Source organism: Aestuariispira ectoiniformans (assembly GCF_025136295.1).
Classification (GTDB): Bacteria; Pseudomonadota; Alphaproteobacteria; order UBA8366; family Aestuariispiraceae; genus Aestuariispira_A; species Aestuariispira_A ectoiniformans.
In genome coordinates this window covers 1,740,656-1,753,319 of the sequence record NZ_CP062788.1, presented here as the reverse complement: position 1 = coordinate 1,753,319, position 12,664 = coordinate 1,740,656, and the positions used below count along the sequence as shown (strand labels likewise).

The following is a 12,664-nucleotide window of genomic DNA, read 5'->3' as shown; positions in this document are numbered from 1 at the left end:
TCTTGTCTGTTGAAGTCTTTGGCAGCCGACTGCCGACCCGGATTACAGGCGCGGCAACGTCACTCCACGTTGGCCCATATATTTGCCAGCGCGGTCCTTGTAAGAGACCTCCGGCGGCATGTCACCCTTAAAGAACAGGAACTGACAGGCCCCTTCATTGGCATAAATCTTGGCCGGCAGTGGCGTGGTGTTGGAAAACTCCAGCGTCACATGCCCTTCCCATTCGGGCTCCAACGGCGTCACATTGACGATGATGCCGCAACGCGCGTAGGTCGATTTGCCCAGGCAAATCACCAGCGTATCCCGCGGGATGCGGAAAAACTCCACGGTACGAGCCAGAACGAAAGAGTTGGGCGGAATGATGCAGACATCAGTTTTCCGCTCCACAAAGGTCTGGCTGGAAAACTCCTTGGGATCGACGATCGCATTATCCACATTGGTGAATATCATGAATTCGTCCGACACACGTGCGTCATACCCGTAGGAAGACACACCGTAGGAGATCATCCCCTCGCGTTTTTGAGTGTCGACAAAGGGCTCGATCATTCCATTCTCGAGCGCCTGTTCGCGTATCCAGTGATCCGGCATGATGGACATGGCTGACCCCTTACCCTCTTACTTCAGCAAGACAACCGGTGAACCGGTTCCCAATTCGTTTCTCACCCAATCGCCCGCACAAGGCGACATTATGACCGTTTCCCGGCATTCGCGGGACATATCCGTTTCCGATTATTCCCGCCCCTTGGCATCGCCACTGTCAACACTGTCCCGTCCGCGAACCTGCTGCTTGCGCTTACGCAGGTTTTCCCGAAGTTTTGCGGCAAGGCGCGCCTGTTTTTCCGCTTCTTTTTCAGGCTTGGACATAGGAGTTTTCGTGGACATGAGAGCAGATGACTACGTTCAGAAATTACGATCAGCTTCATACTATATATTGCGCACCGAAAGGCAACTGATACTAAGAACCCCCGCTTTTTAAAGCGAAATTTTGTTCGTTTGCCTGTATTATAAAAAAATGAAAATCGGCTCTTGCATACCCTAGGTCCGTGTGGCATATAGCCGCCCGTCAAGACAAGCCGCGGTAGCTCAGGGGTAGAGCACACCCTTGGTAAGGGTGGGGTCGGGTGTTCAATTCACCTCCGCGGCACCATAAAGGCCTTCAGGGACCGCTCTGAAGGCCTTTTTCTTTACCCGATCGCTTGCCTTAACCCTGCTGGCGCCCCTCATGCAAGCCCACACCAGCGTCCTCCACGACGCGACGCCAGTCGGCATCGGGAATTTCGTCGGTGTAGAAGCTGTCCACATCGCTCAGATGCCCGAGGCGGACCATTGCGCGGCGGCCGAATTTTGAGCTGTCCGCACAAAGCACGACCTTGCGGCTGTTGCGAATAATCGCCTGCGCGACACGGACCTCGCGATAATCAAAGTCCAGAAGGCTGCCATCCGTGTCGATCCCGGAAATGCCGATCACCCCGATATCCACCCGGAACTGACTGATAAAGTCGATGGTTGCCTCCCCGATGATCCCCAGATCCCTGGTGCGCACGACACCGCCCGCCACAATCACCTCAAAATCGGGGTTGGCCGCACAGATCGTCGCCACATTCAGGTTGTTGGTAATAATACGGAGGCTCTTCGGTTCCCGCACCAGCGCCTTGGCAACCTCTTCCGTGGTTGTGCCGATATTCATGAATAGCGACGCCCCGTCCGGAATATCCGCCGCCACCGCCCGTGCAATGGACTGCTTACCCTCGTGCCCCAACATCTGCCGGGTACCATAGGACAGGTTCTCCGTGCTCGTGGAGAAACCGACGCCGCCGTGATAACGCTCAACCTCGCCCGCGGCGGCCATCTCGTTGATGTCCCGGCGAATGGTCTGCGGGGTTACATCAAAATGATGAGCCAGCGCATCAATGGTCAGATACCCAGTCTGCTGCACAAGCTTTTTGATGTCTTCCCGTCGCTGATCCAGTTTCGCCATTATCTCTTCCGCCTATGTTAACGTCCCATCGGTCACCAGCAGCCATTCGCATTGGAGTAACCCGTTACCGGCGCGACCGCTGCAGACCTTACAAAGTTTATCCCGTCCCATATAGAAAAATAACAAAAAATTTTCGAAAATGAACAAAACAACATTTCTATCAGAATTTATTATTGATTGACCGTTCAATAAAAAATCAATATTGTCGTCCAAAAGCGACATGGGAGTGGATAGATGCCGAAACTTGGGATGGAGCCGATTCGTCGAAAGCAGCTTATCGAAGCGACGATCGCGTCCATCAACGAGATGGGCTTCGCCAATACCACAGTCAAACAGATCAGCCAACGGGCTGGTGTCTCGACCGGCATCATCCATCACTATTTCGGTGGCAAGGAAGACCTGCTTGAGGCCACAATGCGCAAATTGCTTGAGGATTTGCGGGAAATCACGGCACAGGGGCTGGCTAGGCAAAGTGATCCGCACCAGCGGCTCATCACTCTGATCAAGGCCAACTTTGCCGACGAACTCTTCAGTTCGGAATCCAGCGTGGCATGGTTGGCTTTTTGGGCCCAGGTGCCGCATTCCGCCCGGTTCCGCCGCTTACAGCGCATTAACGAACGCCGTGTGTTGAGCAATCTGCGCCGGGATCTGAAAAAACTGATCCCTGCCGAAAAGGTGACTGAGACCGCCCTGGCAATTGCCGTCTTCATGGACGGCATGTGGATTCGCTGCGCGATTAACCGCGAATTGGTTACCGTTGAAACCGCGCGCCGCCAAACGCTTGATTTCCTGGAACTGCAGCTGGCGCGCTACGGACAGTAAGGACAGAAGACATGACGACTTTGCCTGAAGTGAAGCTTTACATCGGTGGCGAATATGTTGACGCCACCTCCGGCCAAACCTTTGACAACGTCAATCCGGCGACAGGCGAGGTGATCTGCAAGGTACAAATCGCCAGCGACGCCGACGTCAACCGCGCCATTGAGGCCGCAAAGCAGGCACAGAAAGCCTGGGCCAAGACAACCGGCGCAGAACGTGGCCGCATTCTGAACCGCGCCGTTGCATTGATCCGCGAGCGCAACCAGGAACTGTCGGAACTGGAAGTCCTCGACACCGGCAAACCTCTACAGGAAGCCGTGGTGGCGGATGCCGCATCCGGCGCGGACTGCATCGAATATTTCGCCGGTGCTGCCGCCCTGCTGAAAGGCGATCACTATGACCTGGGCGGGTCTTTCGCCTACACCCGCCGGGAGCCGCTGGGCGTTTGTGCGGGCATCGGCGCCTGGAACTATCCAATCCAGATTGCCTGCTGGAAATCCGGCCCCGCGCTCGCCTGCGGCAATGCCATGGTCTACAAGCCATCTGAAATGACGCCACTGACCGCAATGAAACTGGCTGAAATCTATACCGAGGCTGGTCTGCCCGCTGGCCTGTTCAACGTGGTCAACGGGTATGGCCCGGTCGGTGCGGCGCTCTCCACCCATCCGGATGTGGACAAGGTATCGCTTACCGGCAGCGTCCCCACCGGCAAGAAAGTGCTGCAGGGCGCGTCTGAGACCCTGAAACATGTGACGCTGGAACTGGGCGGCAAGTCCCCGTTGATCGTCTTCGCCGATGCGGACCTCGACAACGCGGTTTCCGCGGCCATGCTCGCCAACTTCTATACCCAGGGCGAAATCTGCTCCAACGGCACCCGCGTTTTCGTTGAGGAAAGCGTGCACAACCAGTTCATCGAAAAGCTGGTCTCGCGCACCGAAAAGATGAAAATCGGCGATCCGATGGATATGGAAACCCATGTGGGTTCGCTCATTTCCGAGGACCATATGAACAAGGTCCTGGGCTACATCGAGGCAGGTAAAAAGGCGGGCGCACAGATCGCCACCGGCGGCAACCGCTATACCGCCAATGGCTGTGACAAGGGCTTTTATGTAGAGCCCACCGTCTTCACCCAATGCGGTGATGAAATGGATATCGTCCGTGAGGAAATCTTCGGCCCGGTCATGTCCGTCCTGACCTTCAAGACGGAAGAGGAAGCCGTCCGCCGCGCCAATGATACCGACTTCGGCCTGGCTGCCGGCGTCTTCACCAAGGACATCATGCGCGGTCACCGCGTCGTGGCGGAACTGGAGGCTGGCACCTGCTGGATCAACAACTACAACCTGACGCCGATCGAAATGCCCTTCGGCGGCTACAAGCATTCCGGCATCGGACGCGAGAACAGCCAGGCGGCTATTGAGCATTACACCCAGCTCAAGAGCGTCTATGTGGAAATGGGCGACGTCGACGCCCCCTACTAAGTCTTATTGCTTCAGGAGTTTCGGCCATGAGTGGGGACCGTTTTGACTATGTAATCGTCGGCGCAGGGTCGGCGGGCTGCGTGATTGCCAACCGTCTGACGGAAGACCCGAAGACCAAGGTCCTGCTGCTTGAATTCGGCGGCAGCGACAACAGCATCTTCATCCAGATGCCGACCGCGCTGTCCATTCCGATGAATATGGACAAATTCAACTGGCATTTTGAATCCGAGCCGGAACCCCATATGGACAACCGCCGTATGCATTGCCCGCGCGGCAAGGTACTTGGTGGTTCCTCCTCCATCAACGGCATGGTCTATGTCCGTGGCAATGCCTGCGATTTCGACGAATGGGAAGAACATGGCGCCCGGAACTGGGCCTATAAAGACGTGCTCCCCTATTTCAAGAAGGCCGAAACATCTGCCTTTGGCGGCGATGAATATCGCGGCGGGGACGGTCCGTTGCATACCTGTAACGGCAACAGGATGCAGAACCCGCTCTACAAGACCTTTATCGAGGCCGGTGAACAGGCGGGCTACGGCAAGACCGATGACTACAACGGCTACCGTCAGGAAGGCTTCGGCCGCATGGACATGACGGTGAAGGACGGCGTGCGATGGTCAACGGCCAACGCCTATCTGAAACCCGCCATGAGCCGCCCGAACCTGAAGGTCGTCACCGGCGCCATGACCCACAAGGTTTTGCTGGAAGGGAAAAAGGCCGTCGGTGTGGAATACAGCGTCGCAGGCAAGACGCTTCAGGCCCGCGCAGATCGTGAAGTGATCCTCTCCGCCGGTTCCATCGGCTCCCCGCAAATCCTGCAGATGTCCGGCATTGGCCCGTCAGACGTCCTGAAAAAGGCCGGGATCGACGTGGTCCACGACCTACCTGGCGTGGGCGAAAATCTGCAGGACCATCTGGAAGTTTATTTCCAGTACAAATGCAAAAAGCCGATTACCCTGAACAGCCAGCTCGACTGGTTCCACAAATTCCTGATCGGCGCGCGCTGGTTCTTCTTCAAAAGCGGCCTGGGCGGCACCAACCACTTCGAATCCGCAGCCTTTATCCGCAGCAAGGCCGGTCTGAAATGGCCGGACATCCAGTATCATTTCCTGCCGGCAGCCATGCGCTATGACGGCAATGCAGCCTTCAACGGCCACGGCTTCCAGGTCCATGTGGGTCCGAACAAGCCGAAAAGCCGCGGCCATGTACGTGTGCGCTCCGGCAATGCATCGGACAAACCGGAAATCCTGTTCAACTACAACGAGGCAGCAGAAGACCGGGAAGCCTTCCGGGCCTGTATCCGCCTCAGCCGTGAAATCATCGCACAGCCCGCCTTTGACGACTATCGCGGCGATGAAATCAACCCCGGTTTTGATACCAAAACGGATGACGAGATCGACGCCTTCATCCGCGCCAATGCGGAAAGCGCCTATCACCCCTCCTGCACCTGCAAGATGGGCGAGGACAAGATGGCGGTCGTGGACTCGCAAACCCGCGTCCATGGCATCAAAGGCCTGCGCGTGGCGGATTCGTCGATCTTCCCGACAATCCCGAACGGCAACCTGAACGCGCCGACGATCATGGTGGGCGAAAAGGCCGCCGATCATATCAAGGGCAAGGATATGCTGTCTCCGTCCAATGCACCGGTCTGGATTGCGCCGGACTGGGAGACGAGGCAGCGCACAGGCGAGCCGGTCAGACCTTTTAAGGACTGACCCCTTGCAGCACCTGTAGGTAAATCTGCAGGCTCCCACTTTCACCGCCTCGGCTTCCGAGGCGGTATTTTTTTTATCACGCGGGTGAAGGCGGCGGGGAGGGCCTCGCTGCTAATGGAGCCCCTTAGGGAACAAGAACAACGCTTCCCGTTGTGCGGCCCGCCTCAAGATCCTCATGGGCCTGGGTGGCATCGGCAAGCGCGTATTCCGCGCCAACCGGATTGGCGAGACCCGAAGGCAGCCTGGCCAGAAGGTCTTCGGCGGCAGGCCGATAGAGGGCCGGGTCAAGCGAATAGGCAATCACCGACGGACGGCTCAACGAAATACAGCGGATGTCATGTACATCGACCGCAGGAATGGCGCCACCGGCCTGACCGAGACTGGCCAAGACACCGAACGGGCGGACCACCCCCATGGTTTGATGCAATACATCCGCACCGATGCCGTCATAGGCGAAATGAACACCCTGCCCGCCCGATAATTCCTTCACTTGCGCCACCCAGCTATTGTTTTTTCGCAGGATGACATGATCGACGCCAGCCGCTTTCGCCACCTCGATTTTAGGCTCAGAACTGACGGTTCCGATGACATTGGCGCCGAGCATCTTGGCCCATCTCGCCAGCATTTGCCCCAATCCACCGGCCGCCGAATGAACGAGCAGGTAATCCCCGGGCTGCAGCGGGTAGATCTTGTTCAGAAGCATATGCGCCGTCAGACCGCGCAACATGTTACTCCCCGCCACACGATCGGTGACATTATCGGGGATTTTTACCAGGCGTCCGGCGGGTAAATTGCGGAAATCCGCATAGCCCCCGACCGGAAGTCCGGCATAGGCCACCCGATCCCCCGGTGAAAAATCGGATACACCCGCCCCGACCGCAACCACAACACCTGCCCCTTCAAGCCCCAGAACATGAGGCAAGGACGGGAGCGGATACATGCCGAGGCGAAAATAGATATCGACGAAATTGACGCCGATAACCGATTGCCTGATCTGGACTTCGCCCTCGCCGGGGGCTGCAAGATCCTTTTCGAGATAGGCCAGGACCTCAGCGCCCCCCGTTTTTTTTATCTGAACTACATAAGCCACGATCATTTCCTCCTGATGCTGAATGATTTCATCAAAAGTAGTGACGTAACATAGGAGACAAAATACGTGATTTTTCACATTATAAGTGCAATATTGCACTTATGGACTGGCAGGATCTCAAATTCTTTCTCGCCGTGGCAGAACTCGGCACTATGGCGGCGGCTGCGCAGCAGCTTGGCGTTGATCACGCGACTGTTGGCCGGCGTATCACGCGCCTGGAAAAGGACCTCGAGGTAAAGCTGATCCACAGATTGCCGCGCAACAGCCCCCTGACCGAGGAAGGCAAGGTCATTGCGAGGCTTGCAGAACCGGCACTGACCGCAACCAATGCCGTTGTGATGCGGGCACGGGGTGCCTCCGACAAGGTTTCCGGAGTTGTACGGATTTCCGCCCCACCCGCCGTGACGAACTATTTTCTGGCGGAACGGCTAGTGGACCTGCGGTCCGACTATCCCGATTTACAGGTGGAGCTACAGCCGACGCACTCCATGGCGGCCCTCGACCGGGACGAGGCCGACATCGCCATCAGGCTGTCACGCCCGCAAAATGCCGGTGCTGTCCTGCGGCGCGTTGGTGTGATGAAATTCGGCCTCTACGCTCATGAACGGTATCTGGCATTGCCACCGAACCAGTGGAATTTCATCGCCTTTGCGCAGGAACTGGATCACATCCCTCAGCAAAACTGGCTCCGCGCGCTTTTGGCCGACCGGCCAATCGTTATGCGGACCAATGATCAGGCAAGCCAGTACAAGGCTGCCCGTGCCGGTCTTGGCGCGGCAGTACTGCCCGACTTCCTTTGCGCAGACGATCCGGACATCGTGAGGCTGGGCACCGACATCGCACCGCCATTGCGCGATATCTGGCTGATGACCTATCCCGACCTCCGGCGCTCACCGAAAGTTCGCGTCACACTCGATTTCCTGGCGCGGATAATTTCTGCGCATTTTCGCTAATCCGCTATTTGATATTCAATCCCCACCCAAAATGTTGGCAGGCGGCAGATAGTCCTCAATCCGGACCGCGTCGAATTGCTGGGGCTTGAGGACTTTTTGTGCGTAGTCCTTCCAAACGCCCGATCGCAGGAAGAGGTCGAACAGGTCGGCATCGATATGCCCGTTGCGGGCCATACGCGCCATGATCTCCAGCGCCTCGCTCAGGGTCTTCGCCTTTTTATAGGGCCGATCAGCCGCAGTCAGCGCCTCGAAAATATCGGCAATCGCCATGACACGGGCCGGGATCGACATCTGCTCGCGGGTCAGGCCCTTGGGATAACCGGTGCCATCCATCTTCTCATGGTGACCGCCCGCATATTCCGGCACGCGGCGCAGGTTTTTCGGGAAAGGCAATGTCTCCAACATGCGGATCGTCAGGTCGATATGGTCGTTGATGACCGTCCTCTCCTCCCGGGTCAGCGTTCCTTTCTTGATGCTGAGATTGTAAAGCTCACCCAGGTTATACTCACCCACCGCATGCAACGGCGTATCGCCAAGGAGGCTCTCCTCCGCAGGCGCGCTGGCCGGTGGATGTTTGATCAGATGCTCGTTTTCCGCGGCACTCATGCCAAGCGTCCGGTCAAAATGGCGAACCCATTTGCGTTGCCCGATCCGCTTCAGACGCTCGATATCCTCTGCTTCCATGAATTCGCCACCGATATTGGCGGCTGCGACGAAGGCGAAATCATCCTGCAACCGGCGTATCTCATCGTCAAAGGCCGCCCGGGCCAGCGCCTCGTCCATGCCATCCAGGCGCTTGTTCAGATATTTGATCTCGCAATCCCGGTGCAATACTTCAAAGCGGGTACGGATTTCATGGATACGGTTATAGATCGTCTCCAGTTTGGTCGCCTTGTCGATCACATATTCCGGCGTGGCAATCTTGCCGCAGTCATGCAGCCAAGCCGCCACATGCAACTCATACCATTCCTCTTCCGACATATTGAAGTCGGAGAAAATACTGTGATCCGCCTCACAAGCCGCCCTGGTCAGCATCTCCGTCAGCAGGGGCACGCGCTGGCAATGGCCGCCGGTATAAGGGGATTTGTCGTCGATGAATGCGGCAATCATCTGGATCAGCGCGTCCCAGAGTTTCCGCTGCGCATCAATCAACTGCCGGTTTTCAAGGGCGACTGCCGCCTGGCTGGCAAGTGCCTCCACCAGCGGCTGCAGTTCCCTATCAAAGGGAATAATGGTGCCGCCTTCATCCTGCGCATTGATCAGTTGCAGGACACCGATCACCGAATCCTCACTGTTGATCAACGGAACTGTCAGGAAAGATTGCGAACGATACCCCGTCCGCGCATCGAACACGCGAGTCCCCCGGAAATCATAGTCCGGACAACGATAGGCATCCTCGATATTGCTGGCTTGTCTGCTATGAAAGGCGGCTGTCGCCACATTATGAAAATTCCGCGCCTCCCCATCGTACAGCGGCACCGGCGGCAGGGACGGCGGATGACCACTGACGCCGCCGTCTGCAATTCCAAGACTATCGTTTCGGGTAATGGCAAACAGAAGATTTTGTTCTGCCTCGTCCACCAGATAGAGTGTTCCACCGTCGGAATTGCAGATTTCCTTCGCCTCCACCAGGATCATTTCCAGAAGCCGGTTGGAATCACGCTCCGCAGAAAGGGCAATGCCCAGTCTGACAAGACGTTCGATGACCTGTTCGGTGTGGCGTCGCCCGACACGGGCCAGACGGCGTTCCCGCACATGTCCCTGCTGTGTCTCTCCGGACCCTTTCCCCATGATGCCTCTCTTTTCACAAGACGGCTGTTGTTATGGCGGCAGTTTAGCACAACTAACGCCTGGAACTAAGCGGAACGGGTCTACTACTGATTTATACGGCGGCCCTGTGAACAGGTAACATTGGACAAGAGGCCCCCGTTTTGGCATCTAGCCCTGACAGGAGGCAACCGCCGGCGTCGGCAGGCCTCTGCAACGCAGCCATTAAGAATTGTTGGATCATGAGCCCTTCACCTCGCAAGAACCAGGAACTTTCCGTGACCGTTACACAGCTTGGTGCGCGTGGCGACGGGTTGGCAGTGGACGATGGCGGTAACCGCTATTACGTGCCTTTTTCCATTCCCGGCGAGACGGTTCGCATCCGTGTCGGGCAAAAGCGCGGCGACGGCTTTGCCACAGACCTGCTGGCAATTGAAAGCCCCAGCGCAGAGCGGCGGGACGCACCCTGCCCGCATTTTGGACGGTGCGGCGGTTGCGCCCTGCAGCATGTCACCGACCCGGCCATTGCGGATTTCAAACGGCAACTGGTTGAAAAGGCCCTGGCGCGAAAGGGCCTGACGGACCTTCCCTTCGACACCCCCATGACAACGCCGCCCGCCGCGCGCAGGCGTGCGCGTCTGGCCATCCTTCGCCTGAAAGGACGCAGTGTCGTCGGCTTTAACGAGCGTATGGGCAAAATGGTGCTCGACCTCAAACAATGCCCGGTTCTAAGCCCCGCCATTGAAAAACTCATTCCGGTGTTGCGCAATCTCGCCAATGACCTGCCCGCGCTTGGCAAGGGCGGCGATGTGCAGATTACCGAAGGCGATACCGGACTGGAGGTTGTCTTTGCCCCCACCCGCAATGCCGACCTGAGCCTTGAGGAACGGGAACGGCTGCTGGCCTTTGCAGAGGCAGAAGACATTGCCCGCATTGCCTGGGAAAGCGACGGCTATCTGGAACCGGTCGCCGGTCGCCGCGCCGTACGCGTCAGCTTCGCCGGTGTTCCGGTTGACCTGCCGGTCGGCTCCTTCCTGCAGCCCAGCCGCGACGGCGAAACCCATATCGCCGGTCTGGTCCGAGACGGCGTTGGCGATGCCCAGCGCGTGGCAGACCTCTATTGTGGCTGCGGCAGCCTGACTTTCCCCGTTGCCACCCTGCCTCATCAGCCCATTGTCTTTGCAGTGGACGGCCTGGACAGTCAGATCGGCGCACTGCGCCGTGCGGCGGCGGGCCTCAGGGTCACGGCAGGAGTCCGCGACCTGGCGAAAGACCCGCTGTCAGTGCAGGAATTGAACAAATTCGATGCCGTGGTCTTCGACCCGCCCCGTGCAGGTGCCGCCTCTCAGGCGGAAACCCTGGCGCAGTCAGAGGTCAAACGGATTGTCGCCGTTTCCTGCAATCCGTCTACACTGGCCCGTGACCTGCGCATTCTCGTCGACGGCGGCTATGTCATTGACCGGGTCGTGCCGGTGGACCAGTTCACATGGTCCGCCCATGTGGAGGCGGTCGCCATCCTCCGCCGCGCCTAGGCAACCACCAGTTTCCGCAACAGATTGGGGTAGCGCCACCAAAGCGTTACCCCGCGCAGCGCCATGAAGCCCGTCATGGCAAGCCAGAGTCCGTGACTGCCGAATAGCGGGACGGTCGCATGGATCAGGATCAGATAACCGATCAGGGAAAGGATCATGCCATTGCGCAGGTCTTCCGAACGGGTCGCCCCCAGGAAGACGCCATCAAAGACAAAACACCAGACCGACACGACCGGCATCACCGTCACCCAGATCAGGTGATCCATCGCCACGTTGTGAACATCGTCAATGCTGGTGAAGATATCGACAATCAAACCGCCACCGAACCAGAAGACAACAGCCACGCCAGCCGCCATTATCCCGCCCAGCTTCAACGCGGCCGATACCGCCTGCCGGACGGACTGGTCATTTCGCCGCCCGACGGCATCCCCGACCAGCGCCTCACTGGCATGGGCAAAGCCATCCAGACCAAAGGCGGTGAAGGTCACGAAATTCATCAGGACCATATTCGCGGCCAGGACCGTGTCGTCCATTTTTGCACCCTGAGCCGTGAAATAGGCAAAGGCGAAAACCAGACAAAGCGTACGGATAAAGATATCCCTGTTCACCGCCAGCATCCGGCGCAAGCGGGTCGAATCCACGATCTGGGCCCATTTCAACCCGTCCGCGGGCCAAAGTGAAGACCGGCGCAGCACCAGATAAATGCCAAGCGCCAGACCGGAATATTCCGCAATCACCGTTGCCAGGGCGACGCCATCCACGGTCATGCCCAGGCCCAGGACAAATGTCAGGTCCAGAACCACATTCACGCCATTCACGAAAAGCTGCAGGATCATCGGAATTCGGGCGTTCTGCAGCCCCAGGAACCAGCCGATGAAGACGTAGTTGGCAAGTGCGGCAGGCGCACCCCAGATGCGGACATCGAAATAGGTTCGCGCAAGCCCCTCCACATCGCCACTGGCCTCGACCAGAGAAAAGGCGACCTGGGCAATCAGGGCCTGTGCCGCCATCAGGACCAGCCCAAAACCGCCCGCCAGCAACATGCCACGGAACAGGACCGACCACAGTTCACCGCGGTCTCCTGCGCCCCAGGCCTGGGCGGCAGGACCGGTCGTCCCCATACGCAGGAAACCGAAGCCCCAATAGATGAAAGAGAAAATCATCGCGCTGACAGCCACCGCCCCCAGATAGGCCTCACTATCCAGATGGCCAAGGACAGCCGTATCCACCGCGCCGGGCAGCGGCACAAAAAGGTTCGACAGGATGATCGGGGCCGACAACCGCCAGACCTTGCGGTTCCAGTTTTCACTGTCAGGAAGACGCGTCATCGGA

The 12,664-nt window shown here is 58.0% G+C and carries 11 protein-coding genes and 1 tRNA gene; 6 read left to right on the top strand and 6 right to left on the bottom strand.

The window, feature by feature from the left end; all coding sequences use genetic code 11:
- Window positions 1-42: 42 nt before the first annotated feature.
- Together dcd and IF205_RS08400 are read right to left on the bottom strand one after the other, a co-directional pair.
- A complete protein-coding gene (dcd, locus tag IF205_RS08405; protein ID WP_259782843.1) occupies window positions 43-597 on the bottom strand; it encodes a dCTP deaminase in 555 nt (184 codons plus the stop codon).
- Between the two features lie 132 nt (window positions 598-729).
- The gene (locus IF205_RS08400) at window positions 730-864 is read right to left on the bottom strand and encodes a hypothetical protein (RefSeq protein ID WP_259782842.1); all 135 of its coding nucleotides are present in this window, start codon (window positions 862-864) and stop codon (window positions 730-732) included.
- 208 nt (window positions 865-1,072) lie between these two features.
- Between IF205_RS08400 and IF205_RS08395 the strand changes: the two genes are divergently transcribed.
- Window positions 1,073-1,147 (top strand) — tRNA-Thr (locus tag IF205_RS08395).
- A 54-nt stretch (window positions 1,148-1,201) separates the two neighbouring features.
- On the opposite strand, the gene IF205_RS08390 is transcribed toward IF205_RS08395, so the two are convergent.
- Window positions 1,202-1,978: a DeoR family transcriptional regulator gene (locus tag IF205_RS08390; RefSeq protein ID WP_259782841.1), complete on the bottom strand. Its 777-nt coding sequence runs from the start codon at window positions 1,976-1,978 to the stop codon at window positions 1,202-1,204.
- Window positions 1,979-2,212: 234 nt separating this feature from the next.
- On the opposite strand from IF205_RS08390, the gene betI reads away from it, so the two are divergent.
- From betI to betA, 3 genes are read left to right on the top strand one after another with little or no spacing between them, the layout of a single operon-like run.
- Window positions 2,213-2,800: a choline-binding transcriptional repressor BetI gene (betI, locus tag IF205_RS08385; RefSeq protein WP_259782840.1), complete on the top strand. Its 588-nt coding sequence runs from the start codon at window positions 2,213-2,215 to the stop codon at window positions 2,798-2,800.
- 11 nt (window positions 2,801-2,811) lie between these two features.
- Entirely contained in the window at window positions 2,812-4,275 is a 1,464-nt protein-coding gene (gene betB / locus IF205_RS08380) for a betaine-aldehyde dehydrogenase (protein WP_259782839.1), read from the top strand.
- 26 nt (window positions 4,276-4,301) lie between these two features.
- Entirely contained in the window at window positions 4,302-5,990 is a 1,689-nt protein-coding gene (gene betA, locus IF205_RS08375) for a choline dehydrogenase (RefSeq protein ID WP_259782838.1), read from the top strand.
- Window positions 5,991-6,114: 124 nt separating this feature from the next.
- On the opposite strand, the gene IF205_RS08370 is transcribed toward betA, so the two are convergent.
- Entirely contained in the window at window positions 6,115-7,086 is a 972-nt protein-coding gene (locus tag IF205_RS08370; protein WP_375542682.1) for a quinone oxidoreductase family protein, read from the bottom strand.
- Between the two features lie 95 nt (window positions 7,087-7,181).
- On the opposite strand from IF205_RS08370, the gene IF205_RS08365 reads away from it, so the two are divergent.
- Window positions 7,182-8,033, top strand: coding sequence for a LysR family transcriptional regulator (locus tag IF205_RS08365; protein WP_259782836.1), 852 nt, complete (start codon window positions 7,182-7,184; stop codon window positions 8,031-8,033).
- Between the two features lie 15 nt (window positions 8,034-8,048).
- On the opposite strand, the gene IF205_RS08360 is transcribed toward IF205_RS08365, so the two are convergent.
- Window positions 8,049-9,824, bottom strand: a complete 1,776-nt coding sequence (locus tag IF205_RS08360) for an HD family phosphohydrolase (protein ID WP_259782835.1) — start codon at window positions 9,822-9,824, stop codon at window positions 8,049-8,051.
- 218 nt (window positions 9,825-10,042) lie between these two features.
- Between IF205_RS08360 and rlmD the strand changes: the two genes are divergently transcribed.
- Entirely contained in the window at window positions 10,043-11,332 is a 1,290-nt protein-coding gene (gene rlmD, locus IF205_RS08355; protein ID WP_259782834.1) for a 23S rRNA (uracil(1939)-C(5))-methyltransferase RlmD, read from the top strand.
- Here rlmD and IF205_RS08350 read toward each other — a convergent pair.
- Window positions 11,329-12,660 (bottom strand): MATE family efflux transporter, encoded by a 1,332-nt coding sequence (locus tag IF205_RS08350; RefSeq protein ID WP_259782833.1) that lies wholly within the window; start codon window positions 12,658-12,660, stop codon window positions 11,329-11,331. The two genes, rlmD and IF205_RS08350, sit on opposite strands and share 4 nt — an antisense overlap.
- Window positions 12,661-12,664 lie beyond the last annotated feature (4 nt).

Excerpts from the sequence above, each read along its gene's own strand:
- IF205_RS08350 (WP_259782833.1), bottom strand. The coding sequence starts at position 12,660 with ATGACGCGTCTTCCTGACAGTGAAAACTGGAACCGCAAGGTCTGGCGG.
- IF205_RS08390 (WP_259782841.1), bottom strand. The coding sequence starts at position 1,978 with ATGGCGAAACTGGATCAGCGACGGGAAGACATCAAAAAGCTTGTGCAG.
- dcd (WP_259782843.1), bottom strand. The coding sequence starts at position 597 with ATGTCCATCATGCCGGATCACTGGATACGCGAACAGGCGCTCGAGAAT.
- betI (WP_259782840.1), top strand. The coding sequence starts at position 2,213 with ATGCCGAAACTTGGGATGGAGCCGATTCGTCGAAAGCAGCTTATCGAA.
- IF205_RS08400 (WP_259782842.1), bottom strand. The coding sequence starts at position 864 with ATGTCCAAGCCTGAAAAAGAAGCGGAAAAACAGGCGCGCCTTGCCGCA.
- betA (WP_259782838.1), top strand. The coding sequence starts at position 4,302 with ATGAGTGGGGACCGTTTTGACTATGTAATCGTCGGCGCAGGGTCGGCG.
- betB (WP_259782839.1), top strand. The coding sequence starts at position 2,812 with ATGACGACTTTGCCTGAAGTGAAGCTTTACATCGGTGGCGAATATGTT.
- rlmD (WP_259782834.1), top strand. The coding sequence starts at position 10,043 with ATGAGCCCTTCACCTCGCAAGAACCAGGAACTTTCCGTGACCGTTACA.
- IF205_RS08360 (WP_259782835.1), bottom strand. The coding sequence starts at position 9,824 with ATGGGGAAAGGGTCCGGAGAGACACAGCAGGGACATGTGCGGGAACGC.
- IF205_RS08370 (WP_375542682.1), bottom strand. The coding sequence starts at position 7,086 with ATGATCGTGGCTTATGTAGTTCAGATAAAAAAAACGGGGGGCGCTGAG.
- IF205_RS08365 (WP_259782836.1), top strand. The coding sequence starts at position 7,182 with ATGGACTGGCAGGATCTCAAATTCTTTCTCGCCGTGGCAGAACTCGGC.